This window comes from Archaeoglobus neptunius (genome assembly GCF_016757965.1).
Lineage (GTDB): Archaea > Halobacteriota > Archaeoglobi > Archaeoglobales > Archaeoglobaceae > Archaeoglobus > Archaeoglobus neptunius.
Window position 1 is genome coordinate 1 of record NZ_JAEKIW010000016.1, and the last position, 20,038, is coordinate 20,038.

A 20,038-nucleotide genomic window follows, 5' to 3' on the forward strand; every position below is an offset into this window, starting at 1 on the left:
TGTCGATCTCATCGTCAGAGTTGGGGAGATGGTCGAGAAAGAGGGTATAGTTGAGATGGACCTGAATCCCGTCTTCGTCTACGAGAATGGATGCGTTGTTGCGGATGCGAGGATTGCTGTTGGGGAGCTAAAATCGTTCGATATGGAGATTGGTGACATCAGTTTCTTTTTTGATGCCGAGAGCGTTGCTGTGATTGGGGCTTCAAGAAGCACCCTCAAACCCGGAGGAAGGGTGGTCAGCAATCTGAAGAATCTGGGTTTCGGAGGAAAAATCTACCCCGTCAATCCAAACGCTGACGAAATACTTGGGTTTAAGTGCTATCCTTCGGTGAAATCTATTCCTGACAGCGTGGATATTGCCGTAGTTGCCGTCCCGTCCAGGAATGCAGGAGATGTGGTGAGAGAGTGTGCGGAAAAAGGGGTCAGGGGGATCATTGTTCTGAGTGCCGGATTTGCAGAAGGTTGGGAAGAGGGAAAGGAGCTTGAACGGGAAATTGTCGAGATTGCGAGGGAGAGCGGGATGAGGATAATAGGCCCAAATACGATGGGCATTCTCGACCCTGAATCCGGTCTCACGTCCTTTTTCAGCATAATTCGAAGGATAAAATCGGGAAATATTGGAGTTCTGGCACAGAGTGGTGCAGTTGCGAACTTCATAATCCTCCCGTTATGGCACATTGGCTTCAGCAGAATAATTGCGATAGGCAACAAGTGCGATGTGAACGAGGTTGAAGGACTGAGATACCTTATTCAGGACGATAAAACTGACGTGATAGCAGTCTATCTGGAGGGATTCACCAACGGCCGGAAGCTATACGAAGTCATGAGGAGCTCAAACAAGCCGATAGTTGTGCTTAAATCAGGAAGAACCGAAGCTGGAAAGAGAAGTGCGATGAGCCACACAGCGTCAATTTCAACAAGCGAGGAGATTTTTGAGGCTGCATGCAAACAGGCGGGTGTTGCAAAGGTTTACGACTTTGAGCAGCTAGTTGACACGGTTAAAGCGCTATCCCTCCAGCCTTTACCAGAGGGGGACAGGGTGGGGGTTATCCAGCCATCAGGGGCCGAGTGTGTCATGTCCGCAGATGCTGTTGTGGAGAATGGTCTGAGACTTGCAAAGTACTCCGAGAATACGGTGGAAAGAATCTACGAATTTGCTCCAGAATGGCACAGCATAAATAATCCGCTTGACCTCTATCCAATTGCTGAGAAGAGTGGGGACAGAGTTTTCAATGAGATCCTCAAAATTTTCGCCGAGGATGAGAATATCGATGCGATAGTTGCCGGGGTATTCATACCGAGCCTCATGACGCTCGGTTTTGACTTCTCATGGCTTAAGAAGTACGACAAACCTGTGCTCTTCACGATGAAGGACGATATTGAGGAGCTGAGAACAGCAAGGATTGAAATAGAGAAAAGTGGTGTGCCGGTATATCCAACGCCCGAGAGAGCCGTAAGGGTCTTGAAGTGGATGCTCTCAATTTCTATCTAGCCCTTTTTACAACATATATAGTGTTCGCAATATTCTTGTCAAGGGCAAACTGGGTATTCTCTATCTGAATGACGAATGCAGGATAAACCCTAATTACTCTTATCTCCACACCCGGAATTATTCCTGAAGAAATCAGTGCCCTTGTTTCTCTATCATCTGCAATGATATACTTTATCTCTGCAACATCCCCGGGAGACAGTTCACTCAGCTTGTATATGACCTTCTCAACCTCAACCTCATTGATTCTGCAGCATTTTCCCTGCGGTATTTTTCTGCCATGGGGACAGAACTTCGGATGGCCGAGAAGTGTACAAATTGCTTCTTCCGCTTCATCATCGATTAGATGTTCGAACCTGCATGCATGCTCCTCCACCTCCTGAATTCCGAGAATATCTGCAAGCAATCGCTCTGCCAGCCTGTGAAGACGAACGATCTTCTCCGCCCTCCTTCTCCCCTCTTCTGTTAATTCCAGCTCCCCGCTTCTCACACTTACGAGCCCCTCGCTCTCAAGCTCCTCCAACAGTTTTTCATCCACAGTTGCTTTTTCACCGATTTCAAGTTTCATCCAGATATCCCTTAGAGCGTTCTCGATCCTCTCGCTCATCATATCACCCCGAGCATGAGGGCTGTTAATGCCCCAACTGCAAATGCGATTACGACTGAGAGAATAAAAACTGCAACTCCCCACCGTATTCCTCTCTCCTTGCAGATAATTGTGAACTGGGCCACACAGGGGACGAAGAGTGTTAATGCAACCATCGCAACAACAATCTGGGAGTAGCTCATAGCTCCCTTGGTTGCGAGATCAAACAGTCCTGCTGCACCGTAGTCTCGCCTGAAAAAGCCGTAAAGGAATACCTCCGAAGTGCTTTCAGGCAGACCTATTGCGGTAACGGGTACGCTCAGACCTGCCACTATTAAATCAAATACTCCTGTAATTCTCCCGATCCATATCGCCACGCTTATCAGTATAAAAATGGGCAGAACTTCCTTGAAGTACCATTCCAATCTTGATACGGTTTTGTAGAAGATGTTTTTGATTTTTGGAATTCTTATTGGTGGTATCTCGATGAAAAACATGGGCGACGGTCCGGGGATGACCTTTGAGGACAGGTAACCCGCAATGATCAGCACTGAGGATACTACCCCGAGCCATATAAGCAGTGCTTTGAAATCCGGCGCTATTCCCAGCATGACTCCAAGCTGAGCGCTGCAAGGAATTCCAACTGCGAGAAGGATTGTCGCTATAACTCTCTCCTTCCAGGATTCGAGAATTCTTGTGACGATAACGGCCATCGTTCCGCAACCGGTTCCGAGCAAAAGAGGAATCACGGCTCTCCCGCTCATTCCTATCTTCTTAAACAGTCCGTCCAGCAGATAGGCAGTTCTGGGAAGGAGTCCGGAGTCTTCAAGGATTGAAAAGGCTATGAAGAATGTCGTAACTATGGGAAAAATTATCGCTATTGCGTATCTCAGTCCGAGAGTCACCACACCGTACTCACCACCGATTAGCTCTCTGATCCAGTAGTTCGGAACATACTGGAGCAGGATACCGTTAACGATCGAGTTTACGTTATTCTCAAACCATGTTTCAATGAAATCAACAAGAATCTGGGCTCCGACGTATCCTGCAAGCAGGTATATGAAGGCGAGAGACAGCAGTGACAGAGGAATGCCGAAAACTGGATTCAGGGACAGCTCACCAAACTTTCTCAAAAAGCTGTGCGGTACCTCCTTTTTTATCACAACGTCCTCCAGTATTCTTTCAGCATTTTCGTAAATCTCCTTCATCACCTCATAAGGAAGTGCGGGAGAGCTGGCCTTTTCAAGTATTATCTCATAATTTTCCTCTCCCTCAAGCAGCTTCTTAATTTCTGGATCTCTGAGAAGGAGAAGAACGGAGATCATCCTCCTGCTGATCCTGTATTCTCCCTTAATCAGAGTCTCTATCTCCGAGATCAACTTCTCAATCGTCTCGCTGAATTGAATGACTTTAGTTTTTGACATTTTTCTTCCAGCACACTTCCTTATTTCCTCTTTGAGGTTGCCGATACCTCTCTTTTCAGTTGCTACAGTCTTGACCACAGGAATTGAGATCCTTTCGCTCAACTTTTTCTCATCGATTTCAATTCCAAGGCTTTCCGCCTCATCGACCGCATTGAGGACGAGGATAACATTAAAGCCCGCCTCTATCAGTTGAAGGGTAAAGGGCAAAGCCCTCTTTATGTTCTTGGCATCAACAACATGGACTATGATGTCAGCATCTTCCATAAGCCTTCTTGCGACCTCCTCTTCTGCAGTAACAGGAACCAGCGAATTCATTCCGGGAGTGTCGATGATTGTGAAGTTCTCCATCTTCGCCACGGCGATGTCAACCGTTGTTCCGGGATAGTTTGATATCGTTGCGTATTTTCCTGTCAGAGCGTAAAAAAGTGCACTTTTGCCAACATTTGGATTTCCCACAAGCGCTACCCTTATTTTCCCTGGAATCTCTGGATTAACACCGTGACATTCCATGAATTTAGGTAAGCCTAAATTATTTAAAAGTTTTGGTTTATCTTTAAAAAATCCCGAACGGTAAATCTTTAAAATTGCCGTTCCAATAAAAAATATGTCCCGTAGGCCAATATATTTTGACACCATAAACATCGGTGAAAGCATCGATTCGGTTCCGAGAACAATAACTGAGACCGATGTTTGGACGTTTGCCTACCTGACTGCAGACTTCTTTCCACTCCACACCAATACTGAGTTTGCGAAGAGAACGGTCTTCGGACGCCAGGTAGCTCAGGGAATGCTCGTTCTCAGCATAGCTCTCGGAATGGTGGATCAGGTGATTCTCTCCAAATACGATGTTAGTCCGGTTATCGCATTTTTTGGCGTAAAGGAGGTCAGATTCCTCAGACCGGTTTTTATCGGCGACACCATAGCAGCCAGGGCGGAGGTTGTGGATAAAGAAGACCTCGACGAAAAAAGAGGCGTGGTCACATACCGGCTGGAGGTAAAAAATCAGAAAGACGAGACAGTACTCACCGCCCTTTACTCTGCCCTCATCCGGAAAACTCCTTAAGAATGGTCTCCTTTAACTTTATCCTGTCTGCCTTTCCGAGTCGTGTCAGGGGAATGGAGTCCATTATCAGCACTCTTCTCGGAACCTTAAAGTCAGCCAGCTCTCTTTTGCATGCTTCAATGATTTCAGCCTCGTTTATCTTCTCTCCTGCCTTCGGCACCACCGCCAGCCACACGACTTCTCCGTAAATCTCATGCGGATAGCCGAAAGCAGCAGCAATACCGACTCCGGGATTTCTCATAACAACTTCCTCAATTTCCGAGGGCAGAACCGTGTAGCTGCCAACCCTTATAACTTCCTTTTTTCTTCCGACTATGTAAAGCTCCTCTCCTTTTTTGTATCCCAGATCCCCACTCACCCAGTATCCGTCTCTGAATCCCTTTTCCGTCTCTTCAGGCTGGTTGAAATATCCCTTGCTTACCATAGGCCCCTTTACCAGCACTTCTCCGATCTCCCCGTCCTTCAGCTCAACTCCACTGCCGTCGACAATTTTTATCTCAACGCCGTCAAACGGTATGCCCACGTATCCCTCCGTAAACTTCGCCGGATCATCCTCTGGCTGCGAAAATGTGACGAACCCCGCCGTCTCGGTTGAACCATATCCAACTCCCACCTTCTCGCACCATGCCACCATTCTTCTGAGAAGCTCTGGATTGAGCTTTTCACCTGCAGTTACGAGGAGTTCAACCGATGGAAGGGGGACATTGAGGGAGAACAGAAGGGCAAACATCGTGGGAACGGCTCCGAAAAAGGTTATCTTTTCCTCACTCAGTTCCCTCAAAACTGTGTCCGGTCTCCAGTGATCGACCAGAATCATTTTTGATCCGTTGACGACTCCCGTTGCAAGCAGCTCTGTCGTTCCGCCAACATGGCTGGGGGGTAGATGGACCAGGGTGGTCATTCTCTCTTCCCTGCCAACGTATCTCACCAGACTTTTCAGCTCTCCGATGGCCATCGAAATGATGTTTCTGTGGGACAGAAGGGTTGCTTTCGGAACTCCTGTTGTCCCTCCGGTGAATATTATCAGGATGTCATCATCGGGGGACTGTTCCACCACCCGTTCCAGAGGCTCACCTTTCAGAAGTTCCTCAAATCCGGAGTCCAGAAAGAAAATTTCAGGATTGCCTATTTCCTCTTTTATTTCAGTTAAAGTCGTCTTTATATCGTTTTCCTGAAAGCTTTCTGCAGCCATCACGACCTCAGGCCTAGCATGCCTCAGAAATTTTCTCAGTTCAGCCGTCCTGTACCTCACGTCCATCGGAACGCATATGGCACCTATTTTGGAACAGGCCAGAAACGAGTAAACATATTCAGGACACATCGGTAGAACAGTGGAGACCCTGTCACCTTTCTTCACTCCCAGACTCAGAAGCGAGGCTGCCAGCCTGTCAACGTTGTTCTTCAATTCCCCGTAACTGATTTCTTTTCCCTTAAACTTTATTGCCGGAAATCTTTCATCAATTTCTGCCCAGTGGTCAAGATACTGCCAGAGATAATCGAACTCGGGAACCATATTCCAATTACCTTTAAAATTATTTAACATTTATTCGTTCTAATTTGTATGACCGAAGCCAGTGCTGGTGTAACATGGCATCTTTTCCCCATTAAAGTTTCTTTCTGCAGTTGAGTGGAGAAATATTTATACTGTGTGGGTGAGAAGGAGAAAAAAATTTTAATTGATTATGACTACAATAATTACCATCACCATGGAGGTGTAAAACTTGAACCTAAATGATATGTTAAGGATACTTCCGGATGTTCTTGATGAGCTGAATGAAATTGTTTACGTATGCGATACAGACTGGAATATACTCTATGCAAACAAAATGGCCCGCAAAATTCTTCATTATGAGGCAGGAAAAGTTAATCTGAGAGATATAATTGCAAAAGAATACCTGTCAACAGCACAGAAGAGATTTAACGAGATTTTGAAGAGCGGAAAACCTCTGGAAAAACCCGCTGAGTATTTAATCAAAACTAAAGACGGGAAAGACCTGTGGGTTGAGGTCAAAACGAGACCGATTTTTGAGAATGGAAAGCTCGTTGCAATCCTTGGAATTGCGAGAGATGTGACCGAGAGAAAGCTGCTGGAACTGAGGTTGAGAGACGCTGAGGAGAAGTTCAGGAAAATATTTGAAAATACGCCCAACATCGTCGTACTGATTGACAGCAAGGGAACCATAGTGGAGGCGAATCCGGCGGCCGTGAGAAGTGTTGGTATGAACCCTGTCGGTAAAAACCTACGTGAGATATTTTCAAGAGAAGTTGCCGAGAGAAGACTCTCCCACATCAGAAAGGTGCTGAAGGATGGCAGATCGCTGACGGTGATGGGAGAAAGAGACGGCAGACATTTTTTGACACATATCGTACCTGTTGAGCTGAGTGGTGAAAAATACACCCTGCACATCGTACAGGAGATAACCCGGCTTGTGAGAGTAAACAACATGCTAGAGGTGATAAAGGAAATCAACAAACTGATGGTCTACGAGAAGGACAAAATGGAGCTTGTCAGTAAAGCTGCAGAGAAACTCAGACACATCAGACACATGAACTGCTGGGTTGGAATCACAGAGGAAGACAGCGTCTTTCTGCCATCCATAGGATTGAGGACTACGGGTGATGACGTTAACTGCCTGATCGAGGCTATCAAAACCGGACGTGAGGTGTTCAGGGAAGGAGAGGTGGAGGACTGCAGGAAATGCAGGTTTTACGGCGAGCACAGAACAATGTTCAGATGCGCATTACCGATGATGGTTAAGGAGGAGGTAAAGGGCGGTCTGGTTGTACAGGCGGAAAAAAGACCCTCGGACGATGAACTGGATCTGATTAAAACTCTTTCAGGAGACCTTGCGTTTGCCATAAAAGCAATTGAAATTGACGAGGCGGAAAGGTGGGCGTATGAGCAGATTAGCAGAAACATAGACCAGATGGCTTTTCTGGTTGACCGTATCAGAAATCCTCTGGCAGCGGCAAGAGGGTTCACGGAGATTTACGTCGAAGATGAAAAGATCAGGAGAAAGATAAACGAACAGCACGAAAGAATACTTGAGCTTGTACGACAGTTGGAGGACAGATGGGAAGAGTCCGAACGTGTGAGGAATCTGTTAGGAGATCTGGGAGGAGAAAAGGTGGGCTGATATGAGGCGCAGAATTATGGTTGTGGAAGATGATGCCGCAGTTCTGGAGGCGGTGCAGATCATGCTGGGAAACAGGTATGATGTCATCACCGCCACCAACGGGGAGGAGGCTGTGAGATTGTACAGGATATTTAAACCGGAATTGGTTTTGATGGATATAGCAATGCCTGTCATGGATGGAGTAGAGGCTACAAAAGAAATTCTGAAGTTTGATCCAGAGGCGAAAATAATAGGCATTTCCGCATACATTCGAAGAAGGGGTCAAGAACTGCTTGATGCAGGAGCCAAGGAAGTTATAGAGAAGCCTTTCACGAGAAAGAAGTTGATAGAGACTGTTGAGAAATATCTCGGGTGAGAAAATCTCTGGAAAATAAAAGGGGCACGAAAGATGGATTGTGGTCTGATGCAGCGAGCAAAACACATAATGTTGGAATGAGGTTTACGTAAAAATAATATATGGTTATTTTCAAGGTATGCCTGTGAGAGTTCCTGATGATTCCATTTCCATAAATCAGGCAATTAAAAATGCTGGGCCGGAAGAGATAATTTTAGTCAGGTCAGGTACTTATAATGAGACTCTCTACATAGACAAACCCCTTATTTTAAGGTCGGATGGAGAAGTGACTGTAAATGGTGGTGGGGCCGACTGTGTTTTAAGGATTATCGCCGACAGTGTTAGGGTTGAGGGTTTTTCCATCGTTAACGGCATAAACGGAATATGTGTCGAGGCAAACGGCTGTGATATTATCAAAAACAAAATTGCAGGTTGCTCAACAGGGATAAGGATAGCGAATTCTGTCAACATGAGAATTAAATCCAACGTTGTGGAAGGTGGAATTCTAATCGAGAATTCAAGAAACGCCGCAATAGTTGAAAACAGGATTAAAGGAGAACTGTACCTCCGCCGTTCTTATGACAACCAGATTCTCTCAAACACGTTTTTTGATGGTGGGCTTGGGTTGTGGGAGAGCTGGAGAAACAGAGTAGAGGGAAACACAATAAATGGAAAGCCTCTTGTTTATCTCGAAAATGCAAAAGGTGAAATTGTGACCGATGCAGGGCAGGTAGTGGCTGTAAACTGCCGCAACTTAACTCTAAAAAATCTGAAAATTTCAAACGTTTCTACAGGAATTTTGATGTGGAACACAACCGGAAGCCTCATAGAGGGGTGTGAAGTGAAAAACTGCAGAATTGGAATCTCCCTGATTAATTCCAACGAGAATCTGTTCGTTTCAAATCTCGTTGAAGGGAACTGTTACGGAGTATATCTGATAGACTCGACTGGAAATGTCGTAAGGGATACAGCAGTGAGAAACAACACTTGCGATGTTTATTCAGACCAATTCAAAAAAATGGGCTTTTTTGAAAGTCCTGTTTTTATTCCTCTCGATGAAATAGAGCTTGAAGACGGGAGGAAGGTCAGACTTGTGGCCGAGGTTTATGGAGGGCCAGTTTCGGCAGACATCAAATCCATCATCTGCACCGAAGCTCAGAACCAGCTAATAGACGAGATTTCAAAGTTCTCTGAGGAAGTAAATTTCGACCACAAGGACCTCAACTCGGTTCTGGAGAGAACGATCAGAAATCCACAGCTAAAAAAAGAAATCGAGACACTGCTTGATATTATTGCCGATAAAATCCGCACTCCACTCACGGCCATCCTTCTAACACTCGAATCGTGGGGGGAGATTGATGAAGAAGTTGCCCTTTCTCTGATCAAAAAAAGTGCTGACAGGATAAAAAGATTTGTTGACAGTATCGGGAAGATGGTGGAGAGAAAATAACGCAGATTTTTGATGTGAACTTTATAATGGGTTGCTTCGAACTGGAAAAATAGGGTAATAATAAAATAAAAAAATTTACCAGTATCCCATCATCGGACAGCCGTGACCGCCGTAGTAGCCATACGGCACGTAATAGCCCTGCGGTTGCGTCTGATTTACATCGTATCCTTGGTAGCCCGGATATCCCATACCTCCGTACCCTGGCCCGTATCCGCCCATCATGGGCATGCCGTATCCACCGTATCCCATGTATCCCATCATTCCCCAGGGCATTGCAGCCGCAACATACAGCCCTGCAGCAACTGCAAGGGCCACCACGATTCCGACCTTCTTCCAGTCCATCTCACATCACCTCAAAACACTGTTAACGTCATGGGCAAAGTACCTTGTCAGTTAAAACGTCTATTTGAAAGGCTCCCCTTCATTTCAGAACGTTTCAATCGAGTCTGTGACGTTTCATTATCCGTATTGGCGTCCTTTACTGCCGTTATTAGTCTGAAAACGCTACCAAGCAGAAATATTTGCTTTTCAATCCGAAATCCTGCCTTTCTTATGTTTTTGTCAGTTCGCCTGTTTATCTCTGGCCCGAAAAACCTGAAAAGAGGATTGAGGATGTTGAAGATTGCTGCGAGGATTCTGTTTTCTGGCAGCATGTGCTCTAAAAAGTAGGCCTTCCCGCCCTTTTTCAGAACTCTATACGCTTCCTTCAATCCCCTGACCGGGTCGTCAACTGAGCAGAAAACGAAGGTCGAGTATACTATGTCGAAACTTTCGTCTTTAAAGGGCATGCGTTCAGCATCGGCAATTACGAGGTCAACGATTTTACTTCCACTTTTCTTCTTCGCCCTGGCAATCATCTTCTCGCTTATGTCTATCGCAACAAAGTGGTTGTTCCGGTAGAACGGAATGTTTTTCCCCGTTCCGACACCGATTTCGAGTATTAAAGAGTTCTCATCAGCTTTCATTTCATCGAAAAGCAGTTTCCTCCACCTTTTGAAGTTAATCAGTTCCATCGGAGATTCCATCAGGTCGTACAGTGGAGCTATTCTATTGTACCTTTTAACGTCACTCTTCATCATACCACATCTCCTCCTCATAGTTAATTGTATCATCCGGATCTCCCAGCCAGCTCGTTTTTCTTCGATTCAGTAGTGCGTAAACAATTATCAATCCTGCCACTACAACAATTCCCGGGTAGTACCAGAGACCCAGAAAAAATCCTTCCTTTGGTGGTGTAGCGATGATGTTCCTGCCGTATTTTTCCTGAAGTGCTGAGATCACTTCGTCTCTGCTTGCTCCCGATGAGAGCATGCTTTTTATCTCGTCTCTCATCCTGTAGGACACTTCACAGTCGCAGTTTCTGAGTAACTTTCCACACCCACAGGCACAGAAAAGGTCTCCTTCAAGGTCCTCAAGCGCTGTAGCATAGACAGTAGGTATTGCGAAGAATAGAAATAGAACTGCTACTTTCTTCATCTCAGCCACCACCCTTGACTTTCGCAACGATTCTCCTTGGAGTTAGAGAAACCAGTCCACCAGCAATCATAAGCACTGATCCATTCCAGATGAAACTCGTCAGAGGGTTAATCTTTACTTTGAAAATACCCTTTTCTTTTCCGAGTTTTTCTATTATGACGTAGATATCCACCAGCGGGTATCTTGAAATCCCCGGCTTTCTTATCACCTGACCCTGAACAACGTAATACTCTATACGAGGTTGAATCAGAGCTGAAATCCCATCTTTTACCACCTCTACATCAGAAAACGCCACCACTTTGTTTGATGTATTCTCAAAGTTGTAACCTCGGTATATTAACTGGTAACCGTAAAATTCGACAGGCTGGTCTTTCCTTAGTTCCAGTATCTGCTCATGTGAATATCCCCAGTTCCCAACCACACCCAGGAACACAATTATGGCACCGAGGTGTACAAGGTATCCTCCATATCTCCTCCTTTTCAGGATTAAAATTTTTATAAAGCTCAGATTTCCGTATTCTCTTTTGAAAACGATGGCGTCTCTGATGTACTGATACCCCTGTAACGCCAGGGAGAACAGTGCGAACGTCAGAGCAATGAAATCGATCGCCCCCATCTTTGTCAGGTATCCGGCGATGAGTGATGCGGCTGAAACGACAATAAATACAGTTGAGAGTATTTTCAGCCTCTTTCTGTCACTTTTACGCCATTGAAGTCCAGCACAAAACCCGATTAAAGCTACCAGTGAGAAGGCAACAGGTGAGACCGTTTGCAGGTAGTACTTTTCTCCAATTGACGACCTGTACCCCAGAAAAGCTTCTGTGAAAATTGGAAAAATTGTCCCCCAGAAAACAATAAGAGCGAAGGCAGTTAACAAAAGATTGTTGAGCAGGAAGCTTGCTTCTTTTGATACTGCACTCTCAATTACGTCAAAGCTCTGTATCTCTCCTATACGTCTGTGCAGCAAAAGCAGAGAGAAAACGAAAGTCCCCGTCATAAGGAGGGTTATGGGTATGGAAATTGTACTCTCAGCAAATGCATGAATGGAAGTAATCACTCCACTTCTGGTTATGAGGGTGCCGAGTAACACGAATTCGAAGCTTGTCAGAGCGAGCAGGAAGTTCCAGATTTTCATACCTCCTCTTGCTTCCTGTATCATTATGCTGTGGAGAAAGGCTGTGAGTGTAAGCCAGGGAAGCAGCGAGGCGTTTTCAACCGGATCCCATGCCCAGAACCCTCCCCATCCGAGAATGCGATAGGACCAGAACCCGCCCAGGAGGATTCCGGCAGTTAGGAAAAGCCATGAAATCAGTGCCCACTTCCGGGCTCTCAGTATCCACCTGTCGTCAAGCAGATAGAGACCGGAAATGGATAAAGCAAACGGGAATGCTGCAGCAGCGTAACCTGTGAATAGTACTGGTGGATGAAAAAGCATCTCATGTGTTTCAAGCAGCGGATTCAGGCCCAGGCCATGAGGTGGATTCGATTCGATAATCTTGAACGGATTTTGAAATGCCATGGTGAAAAATACCATGACGCTTAACAGCATTGCGAGAATGAGAGCAGATTGTGTCGTCAATCTATCCGGACGTTCCAGCTCTGTGAATATCAAAAGCATCACTGAAAAAATCCACGTCCACAGAAGAAACGAACCCTCGGAACCTGCCCAGATTGCAGAGATTTTGTAGTGGACTGGAAGCTCCGATGTCGAATGGGAATAAACGTATTCAATTGTGAAGTTGTCAGTCAGAAAGTAGTAGCCGAGAGTAAGCAGGGAAACCGTTAGGATAATAGCCGTAAGTCGTACTGGAGCTTTGTTCAGGTTTGTGTCTGCTTTTAATGCCGACTCGTAAAAGGAGATGATTGTATAGGCGGAGGAGACTAAAGCTGAGTAGAGCAGCAAGCTTCCCGCTTCTATGGCCATTCTATCACCTTTTTAACACTGTTATCATTTTTTCACCTGACGTAAATTAGTATTTAAATTTTTTCATTTCGGAATGTAAAAGTTTAAATCTTTAAAAGCTAAAAAGGGAGCGTGGTTAGGGAAAAAAGGATAGAGGTGGACAGGATATCTCCTTTTTCTCCTCTCGAACGGGAAATAGTCCAGTATATATGGGAAAATCCCGGTTCGGGAGTTTCAGAGATCTCGAAGGGTGTAAGCGCCCCGATTTCAAGTGTTGCGGCGACACTTGATAGGCTTGTAGCTTCTGGATACGCATTGAGGAAAAGGGAAAAAAAGGATGGAAGATACAGATTCCTGTATTATCCCACAGTTTCCCCGAAGGAAGCAGAGAAAAGAGTCGTGGAAAAGATTCTCGACACTCTCATGGAAAAATTTGGTGATCTGGTCATAGACTACTACCACAAAAAGGTGTTGAAATGAATCTTTGCCTCATTTCATGTTTGGATGAATACGGGGCAACATTCTCTGGAATTGGTTTGGTGATAGCCGTAGCGGCGATCGGATACTTTAGAAGTAACGGTTTCGGGAAACTCAAGTATTACTGGGGTCTGAATGTGGCTTTAATCAGCCTGTTGCCGGTTCTTTACCTGGGGATGGATTGTGAGTTTTCACTGATAGTAAAACTATATGTTTTGTACGCTCTGTCTGCCCTCACACTTTTTTTGATTGCACCAGTGGTTTACAGGTGGTATCTGTCAGAGAAATACAGTATAGAAAGACTTTTGCACCTAGAGAGTTTTCTGAGAGATGTCTCGAGTTCGAAACGCTCAAGACTTTTCGTTTTTTCGTCCCAAATCCCAAAAGCCTTTACGCTCGGCAGAGATGTTTTCCTGTCTAAAGGTTTGCTTGAGATCCTAAACGAAGAAGAAATCAGAGCTGTAATAGCCCATGAGGCCTTTCATGTGAGGCAAAACAGGTACCCTCTCATCAGAAATTTGCGTGTGCTAACCTTTATTCCCGCTGTGGATTTTGAAAAAATGGCTGACGAGTATGCAAATCGGCTGGTCGGTGAGATCGTAAACGAATCAGCGAAAAAGAAAATTTTGCTTTTTTATCTTGCTGAGGGAGGTCTGTACGATTTCTAAAACCCTGAAAAAAGTCTAAAACTTTATAAACACTGTTATAGAGTAGTTTCATGCAAAAAAACGAGAGGACGGGGTTACTGCTGGCCGGGCTGGGAATGATCCTTCTCGCAATTTACATTACCTACTCACCAACATCGCACCATTACATGATGATGGGACAGTATTATCTTGGTCTGCTTCCCTCTCTTTCCGGGATTGCTGGCATTATGTTACTTTTTGCAGGAGCTTATCTTATTCTCGTAAAAGGAGAGAGGGCTAAAATGGTTGCTGATCTGGAGGAAGGTTTGCAGGAGCCACCTGCAGTCGAAAACACAGAAACGAACCCGGTCGAGGACAGGCTCAAACTTGCCTCAAAGCTTCTCAACGATGATGAGGCGCTGGTGCTTGGGATAATAGCGGATAATGAGGGCATAACTCAGGACTCGCTCAGAGCGAGAACGGAGTTCTCGCACTCAAAAATATCGATGATAATTAAGAAGCTGGAGGAAAAAGACCTGATTTACAGGGAGAGGTTTGGAAAAACCTTCAAGCTATATCTGAGTGACTGGGTTAAAAATTGATGAGAAATTAAGTTTTACTGTGTCAGTGCTGGTAAGGAGAGGGAGCATAAGGGAAAAGTGAGTCGGTGAGGACTGCAAGCTGCAACATCAGGGACAGCTCTCAACTCCATAAAGCAGACACATTACCGGGTCGCATGAAAACAGATCTCCTGAATAAACAAGAGCACGATATCTGCAGCCACCTCTGCAATCGTCCATAAAGCTGCATGAGCATTTCAAATCTTCGATTTTCCAAATATGGTTCCTCTTCAATCTACTCCAGGACACCTCCAATCCTTCTCTGACATTCCCGACAGATTCATCAAAGAATCCGCATTTCTTAACAGATCCATCTGCATTTATCTCGCAGTAATGGGCTCCACAGCAGTATCCCGGACTGCTCACATGACCCAGATCTCCGAAACCGTAATCGGTCATGATTTTCCTGATTTCAATTTCTGACGGAATCAGTTCTTTTTCAGTAGTGGGCACGTCTATGCTCCACCTGATTATTTTTGTCTTCTCCAACAGTTTTCTCATCTTCTCAAATTCGTCAACGTTGTATTTCGTTATCATCGTCGATACACTCACGTCTGTTATTTCAGAGAGCAGTCTTATATTTTCAGCAACCTTCTCCCATCCAAGACCTCTGAGTTTTTTATGCCCCTTGAGCCCGTCGAGACTGATCTGTACCTCGTCAACAAGCTCAGAAATTTTCAGTGCCGTCTCTTTGTTTATCAGATAGCCGTTTGTAAGAAGAACGACTCTCAGAGGATACTTTCTTGAATATTCGAGAAATCTAAAAATTTCAGGGTGTAAAAGTGGCTCACCACCCGAGATTATCAGCTTTAACCCGCCAAGTCTGTAAAAGTCATCTACAGCTTTTTTGAACGTTTCAAAATCCATGAAAACGTCCTTCTGTTTCACATAACAGTGCTGACACTTCAGATTGCATTTCAATGTAATGTTCAAGAGCAGGTATCTCAGAGATGGTTCTTCCTGTTGATAGAATTCAATATCTCTGTGTTCAGAGCTCAGTTCAACGAGACCCTCTGACAGGAGGTATTTAAGGGTTTGACCGTCAATTTCCTGTCTTCTACCATCGCATTTCAATAAAAAATAAAAAGCTTCATCGTCTAACTCGTATAGCGTGTCAGATTTCGCATTGTAGGCGTAGAAATTATTTCCGAACTTCCTGAGCAGAGTTCTCTTTGCAAGACAGAGATACTGCAATTTCTATCTCCTCCAGTGTAAGTCGCCCCGTTTCAACAAAATATTTGAGAACTTTGAATCCTGCACACTCCAGGGCATCTCCGGGTTTGTAGAAATCGCATGCCAGGCAAATGGTCTCTCTGAAAATTCTATCAGCACGAGACATGGCACTTGCAGATTCCGGCCTTTCTCCTTTCAACCTTTTTTATTCTCACCATCATCACCCCCCTTTTGGCAACATTATTCTTTCAGGCTTGCCGCATATCCTACCTCCTGTACAGCCTGTATGTATTTCTCAACACTCTCATCTTCCGCAACCTCTATCTCTGCCTCGTTCAGGTTCACCTCGTTAACTCTGGCACCGGCCTTCTCAAGGGCGGCCTTAACTCTGGCTATGCAGTGCCCGCATGAGAGGCCGGACAGTTCCAGCTTCACCTTTTTCATACCATCACCTCCTTTCTTTTTATTTAACCCCTCCAGACCTGACAGGAGGAACATATCTTTTCATCAGCAGCGAGTTGGTAACAACGCTGACGCTGCTCATGGCCATTGCGAACCCGGCCCACTCGGGCCTGAACAGTATGCCGTAGAGTGGGTAGAGCAGTCCCGCAGCCATGGGAATCAGCACCGCATTGTAGATCAGAGCCCAGAAGATGTTCTGTTTGATCTTACCGAGGGTCTTTTCGCTGAGCTGTATTGCGGCAACAACGTCCTTCAGATCTTCCCTGATCAGAACTATATCGCCGCTTTCAATTGCGACGTCTGTCCCGCTGCCGATGGCTATACCGAGATCCGCCTGGGCAAGGGCGGGGGCATCGTTTATACCGTCACCGACGAAAGCAACTATCTCTCCATCCTGCTGCAGCCTTTTAATTTCCTCCGCCTTCTCATGGGGAAGGACCTCTGACAGAACGTGGTCTATTCCCAGTTGTCTGGCAATGGCTTCTGCCGTTCTTCTGTTGTCTCCTGTGATCATGGCCACCTTCTTTCCCATTCTGTGGAGCTCCTCAACAACCTCTGCTGCATCGTCCTTCAGGGTGTCGGCGATTCCAATAACACCGGCAACGCTTCCATTCAGGCTCAAAATTACTGCAGTCTTACCACCCTTTTCCAGATCCTGCAGTATCCCGTCCAGTTCATTTACCGCCACTCCGTTCTCAATCATCAGCTTTTTGTTTCCGACCAGAATTCTCTTGCCGTTTATCGAAGCTACCACTCCCTTTCCCGGCAGAACCTCGAACTTCTCCGGTTCATCAACCTCAATTCCTTCAATCTCAGCTCTTCTCACTATTGCCTCAGCTATTGGATGCTCACTCCTTCTCTCGGCTATGGCGGCAAGTCTGAGAACATCGTCTTTTCCCATACTGATGCTGACGACATCCGTTACCTCGGGTTTACCCCTCGTCAATGTTCCTGTCTTGTCAAACACAACCGTACTAACCTTTCCTGCAATCTCCAGAGCTTCACCATGCTTAATCAAAATCCCGAGCTCCGCCCCCTTTCCCATCCCAACCGCAAGCGCCGTTGGGGTGGCCAGACCAAAGGCACAGGGACAGGCCACGACCAGTACTGCTATAAGAGCTGTGAAGGCGAACAGAGAGGTTTGGCCGGCAATGAAGTACCAGTACACGAATGAGATAATGGCTATACTCAAAACTGTGGGAATGAAGTAGGACACTATTCTGTCTGCAATTCTCTGTATCTGCGGTCTGCTGCTCATCGCTTCCTCCACAACCTTTATGATCTGAGCTATCACTGTGTCTCTGCCAACCCTCGTTGCCCTCACCTTCAGCACACCATTTTTGTTTATTGTGCCTCCTATCACCTCATCTCCAGCACTCTTGAATTTTGGAACCGGTTCGCCCGTGATGGATGATTCGTCAACATAGCTTTCGCCTTCAACCACAACACCGTCCACGGGAATCATGTCTCCGGGCTTAACCACCACGATGTCCCCAACTCTGACACTTTCTGCTTCCACCTCCACCTCCTTTCCATCTCTCAGAACCACTGCCTTCTTTGCCTTCAATGCTGCAAGTTTCCTAATCGCCTCACCGGTTCTTGCTTTTGCCCTGGCTTCAAGCGTTCTTCCGAGAAGCAGGAAGGCGAGAAGCATCACCGATGTTTCATAGAACGTGTACTCCGGGGGAAGGACACCCACTGTCGAGAGTATGCTCGCTGCAAAGGCACTTCCCACACCCATTGAGTACATAACGTCCATGTTGAGCGTTCTGTGCCTTACCGATCTGAATGCTGAGAGGAACATCTCCCTTCCAGAGTACACCATAACTGCACTGGCGATGATCATCTGCAGAATGTCCGGAAGCGGAAGTTTGCCGTAATTAGCTATCAGCAAAAACGCTCCCGCCACAGCAGCGAAGTACAGTCTTCTTAATCTTCCCGACTCATTTTCTTCTTTCTCACTCTCCACCTCAAGAACTTTGTAACCGATCTCCTCTATTGCACTTTTGATATCCTCTGCACTGGTCAATCTCGGATCGAAAACAACTCTGGCTTTTTCAGTGGATAGGTTGACGGTAACACTTTTGACTCCTTCAATATGGCTGACACGTGTTTCTATTGACTTAACGCACATCGCACAGCTCATTCCGCCTATTCTGAAATCCAGAACTTCCTCTTCACTCACAATGATAAATATAGGCTGACAACTAAATAAGGTTAATTTTTAACAAAGTGTTAAATGAAGACGGATAAAATTTATATTTTGTCAAGTTTAAAAAATTGGCGATGAAACTCGACGAATACGATCTCAAAATTATCAACATGCTCAAGGAGAACGCAAGAATGAGTATATCTGAAATGGCCAAGGCTCTTAATCTTAGCAGGCAGACTGTAAAATCCAGAATAGAGCGACTTGAAAAGGAGGGTATAATTACGGGATATACAGTCATGCTGTCATCCGCTCTTGAAAACGACAGTTCAGTCTTTTTGATCGTTGAGGCTGAACTGGAGAAACTGGAGAAGGTGGAGGAAATTGTCGAGATAAACAGAATCACAAGCAGGAGGTATCTCATAAGAGTTTTAATAAACGATATGAACGAGCTTGCGAGAATTATAGAGAGGACCGGATTTGAGGTTCTTGAAATACTACCGGTAATAGAAAGAGTGGTAAGAGACAGACCTTTCAGGGCAAGAGTTCCATTCAAATGTGATTACTGCGGAAAGGAGGCTTTTGAGGAGCCTGTAATTTACAAATACCGCAATAAAGTCTATGTGCTCTGCTGCAAAACGTGCCTGCGAGAGTTCAAGACACTTATTTCCTAGGTATTTCGGGCATACCAGAAAAATTGCTGTTCCTGCAAACTTCAGGTTCGAAATCGGTAAGAAAATTTTAAGTTTGTCAACAACAAAAAAAGATGGGTGAGAGAGGATGGAAATGTTTCAGACTGCAGACTGGAAAAAGGAGAAGCACGTTCCCGTTATAGAGGTTGTTGGTGAGGCAGGAAAGAAGAGTCCGGTAGTGATAAAGGTGACAGTGGGAAAGGAAATTCCACATCCCAACACTACTGAACATCACATATCGTGGATAGAGCTGTTCTTCCTGCCTGATGGGGAAAGGTTTCCGTTCCAGATTGGAAGGGCTGAATTTCTGGCCCACGGCGCATCCACCGAAGGTGCCAATACAAGCACCGTGTACACCGAGCCGATAGCCCTTTTTACGTTCAGAACGGAGAAGGCCGGTAAGCTGATAGCCACATCTTACTGCAATATCCACGGATTGTGGAAAAATGAATACGAGCTGAGGTTTTAACTCAAAGATTTTCGCCGTACACAATAAAAATCGGATTCAACGGTCTGAAAGCCAGCCCTCCGGCAAGTTCATAGCTTTTCGCAATATTTACCGCTATAATCTCTCTGAAAATTCCAAGCTCCCTCATTTTTCTGGCAACCAGTGTTACAACCTCGATCCTCGCAGCATTCACAGCGATCCTCCGTGCATTGCAGATCTCAAGAATTTCTTCCACACCCCTGGTTCCGCCGATGAATACCAGATCCACGTCATATTCTTTTAAAAAGTCCTTTCCATCCATTTCCAAGATCACCACGTTCTCGAACCCCTCCAGATTTTTTCTCACATCCTCTGAAATTGTCAGGTCAATGGCAAAGACCTTCCTGACGTAGGGAGCAAAAAATCTGGTAACCGCACCACTTCCACATCCTATATCGGCAAAGACATCTTTCCTCGTGGGTTTCAACTTCGAAAATACCACACCTATCACTTCTTCTTTCGTAAATTTTCCCCTCTTTGTTTCTCCCAT

The 20,038-nt window shown here is 45.5% G+C and carries 21 protein-coding genes; 10 read left to right on the plus strand and 11 right to left on the minus strand.

Going from position 1 to position 20,038, the window contains the following annotated elements:
• A partial coding sequence (locus tag JFQ59_RS11400) for an acetate--CoA ligase family protein (protein ID WP_202320634.1) occupies window positions 1–1,492 on the plus strand: 1,492 nt, incomplete at its 5' end.
• Here the strand turns inward: JFQ59_RS11400 and JFQ59_RS11405 are convergent.
• The gene (locus JFQ59_RS11405) at window positions 1,485–2,096 is read right to left on the minus strand and encodes a metal-dependent transcriptional regulator (RefSeq protein ID WP_230972486.1); all 612 of its coding nucleotides are present in this window, start codon (window positions 2,094–2,096) and stop codon (window positions 1,485–1,487) included. The two genes, JFQ59_RS11400 and JFQ59_RS11405, sit on opposite strands and share 8 nt — an antisense overlap.
• Window positions 2,096–4,009, minus strand: a complete 1,914-nt coding sequence (feoB, locus tag JFQ59_RS11410) for a ferrous iron transport protein B (protein ID WP_202320635.1) — start codon at window positions 4,007–4,009, stop codon at window positions 2,096–2,098. Before feoB ends, JFQ59_RS11405 begins: the two co-directional genes overlap by 1 nt.
• 94 nt (window positions 4,010–4,103) lie before the next feature.
• Here feoB and JFQ59_RS11415 point away from each other — a divergent pair, with 94 nt between their 5' ends.
• On the plus strand, window positions 4,104–4,562 hold the full coding sequence (locus tag JFQ59_RS11415) for a MaoC/PaaZ C-terminal domain-containing protein (RefSeq protein ID WP_202320636.1): 459 nt from the start codon (window positions 4,104–4,106) through the stop codon (window positions 4,560–4,562).
• On the opposite strand, the gene JFQ59_RS11420 is transcribed toward JFQ59_RS11415, so the two are convergent.
• Window positions 4,543–6,075, minus strand: a complete 1,533-nt coding sequence (locus JFQ59_RS11420) for a class I adenylate-forming enzyme family protein (RefSeq protein ID WP_202320637.1) — start codon at window positions 6,073–6,075, stop codon at window positions 4,543–4,545. The genes JFQ59_RS11415 and JFQ59_RS11420 overlap by 20 nt on opposite strands.
• A gap of 208 nt (window positions 6,076–6,283) precedes the next feature.
• Here JFQ59_RS11420 and JFQ59_RS11425 point away from each other — a divergent pair, with 208 nt between their 5' ends.
• The 3 genes from JFQ59_RS11425 to JFQ59_RS11435 all read left to right on the plus strand — a co-directional run bounded on the left by JFQ59_RS11425 (window position 6,284) and on the right by JFQ59_RS11435 (window position 9,483).
• A complete protein-coding gene (locus JFQ59_RS11425; protein ID WP_202320638.1) occupies window positions 6,284–7,699 on the plus strand; it encodes a PAS domain-containing protein in 1,416 nt (471 codons plus the stop codon).
• 1 nt (window position 7,700) lies between these two features.
• Window positions 7,701–8,054, plus strand: coding sequence for a response regulator (locus tag JFQ59_RS11430; RefSeq protein ID WP_230972487.1), 354 nt, complete (start codon window positions 7,701–7,703; stop codon window positions 8,052–8,054).
• A 124-nt stretch (window positions 8,055–8,178) separates the two neighbouring features.
• Window positions 8,179–9,483, plus strand: coding sequence for a NosD domain-containing protein (locus JFQ59_RS11435; protein ID WP_202320639.1), 1,305 nt, complete (start codon window positions 8,179–8,181; stop codon window positions 9,481–9,483).
• A gap of 75 nt (window positions 9,484–9,558) precedes the next feature.
• On the opposite strand, the gene JFQ59_RS11440 is transcribed toward JFQ59_RS11435, so the two are convergent.
• Genes JFQ59_RS11440 through JFQ59_RS11455 form a run of 4 tightly spaced genes read right to left on the minus strand, consistent with a single transcriptional unit; the run spans window position 9,559 to window position 12,883 of the window.
• On the minus strand, window positions 9,559–9,825 hold the full coding sequence (locus tag JFQ59_RS11440; protein WP_202318670.1) for a hypothetical protein: 267 nt from the start codon (window positions 9,823–9,825) through the stop codon (window positions 9,559–9,561).
• A 47-nt stretch (window positions 9,826–9,872) separates the two neighbouring features.
• Window positions 9,873–10,562, minus strand: a complete 690-nt coding sequence (locus tag JFQ59_RS11445) for a class I SAM-dependent methyltransferase (protein WP_230972489.1) — start codon at window positions 10,560–10,562, stop codon at window positions 9,873–9,875.
• Window positions 10,549–10,959 (minus strand): cytochrome c-type biogenesis protein, encoded by a 411-nt coding sequence (locus JFQ59_RS11450; RefSeq protein ID WP_202320641.1) that lies wholly within the window; start codon window positions 10,957–10,959, stop codon window positions 10,549–10,551. Before JFQ59_RS11450 ends, JFQ59_RS11445 begins: the two co-directional genes overlap by 14 nt.
• Before the next feature lies 1 nt (window position 10,960).
• Window positions 10,961–12,883 (minus strand): heme lyase CcmF/NrfE family subunit, encoded by a 1,923-nt coding sequence (locus JFQ59_RS11455; RefSeq protein WP_202320642.1) that lies wholly within the window; start codon window positions 12,881–12,883, stop codon window positions 10,961–10,963.
• 111 nt (window positions 12,884–12,994) lie between these two features.
• On the opposite strand from JFQ59_RS11455, the gene JFQ59_RS11460 reads away from it, so the two are divergent.
• From JFQ59_RS11460 to JFQ59_RS11470, 3 genes are read left to right on the plus strand one after another with little or no spacing between them, the layout of a single operon-like run.
• A complete protein-coding gene (locus JFQ59_RS11460; RefSeq protein ID WP_202320643.1) occupies window positions 12,995–13,342 on the plus strand; it encodes a BlaI/MecI/CopY family transcriptional regulator in 348 nt (115 codons plus the stop codon).
• Window positions 13,339–14,007 (plus strand): M48 family metalloprotease, encoded by a 669-nt coding sequence (locus JFQ59_RS11465; RefSeq protein WP_202320644.1) that lies wholly within the window; start codon window positions 13,339–13,341, stop codon window positions 14,005–14,007. The genes JFQ59_RS11460 and JFQ59_RS11465 overlap by 4 nt, the downstream gene beginning before the upstream one ends.
• A 50-nt stretch (window positions 14,008–14,057) precedes the next feature.
• The gene (locus JFQ59_RS11470; protein WP_202320645.1) at window positions 14,058–14,567 is read left to right on the plus strand and encodes a helix-turn-helix transcriptional regulator; all 510 of its coding nucleotides are present in this window, start codon (window positions 14,058–14,060) and stop codon (window positions 14,565–14,567) included.
• Between the two features lie 87 nt (window positions 14,568–14,654).
• Here JFQ59_RS11470 and JFQ59_RS11475 read toward each other — a convergent pair whose 3' ends face one another.
• The 3 genes from JFQ59_RS11475 to JFQ59_RS11485 all read right to left on the minus strand — a co-directional run bounded on the left by JFQ59_RS11475 (window position 14,655) and on the right by JFQ59_RS11485 (window position 18,405).
• A complete protein-coding gene (locus tag JFQ59_RS11475; protein ID WP_202320646.1) occupies window positions 14,655–15,779 on the minus strand; it encodes a radical SAM/SPASM domain-containing protein in 1,125 nt (374 codons plus the stop codon).
• A 219-nt stretch (window positions 15,780–15,998) separates the two neighbouring features.
• Entirely contained in the window at window positions 15,999–16,202 is a 204-nt protein-coding gene (locus tag JFQ59_RS12695; protein WP_330999885.1) for a cation transporter, read from the minus strand.
• Window positions 16,203–16,221: 19 nt separating this feature from the next.
• Entirely contained in the window at window positions 16,222–18,405 is a 2,184-nt protein-coding gene (locus tag JFQ59_RS11485; protein ID WP_330999886.1) for a heavy metal translocating P-type ATPase, read from the minus strand.
• 101 nt (window positions 18,406–18,506) lie between these two features.
• Here JFQ59_RS11485 and JFQ59_RS11490 point away from each other — a divergent pair, with 101 nt between their 5' ends.
• Both JFQ59_RS11490 and JFQ59_RS11495 read left to right on the plus strand, forming a co-directional pair.
• Window positions 18,507–19,043, plus strand: a complete 537-nt coding sequence (locus JFQ59_RS11490) for a winged helix-turn-helix transcriptional regulator (protein ID WP_202320648.1) — start codon at window positions 18,507–18,509, stop codon at window positions 19,041–19,043.
• A gap of 106 nt (window positions 19,044–19,149) precedes the next feature.
• Complete coding sequence (locus JFQ59_RS11495) at window positions 19,150–19,530, plus strand: class II SORL domain-containing protein (RefSeq protein WP_202320649.1); 381 nt, start codon at window positions 19,150–19,152, stop codon at window positions 19,528–19,530.
• Window position 19,531: 1 nt separating this feature from the next.
• Here the strand turns inward: JFQ59_RS11495 and JFQ59_RS11500 are convergent, their stop codons facing one another.
• Window positions 19,532–20,038, minus strand: coding sequence for a methyltransferase domain-containing protein (locus tag JFQ59_RS11500; RefSeq protein ID WP_202320650.1), 507 nt, complete (start codon window positions 20,036–20,038; stop codon window positions 19,532–19,534).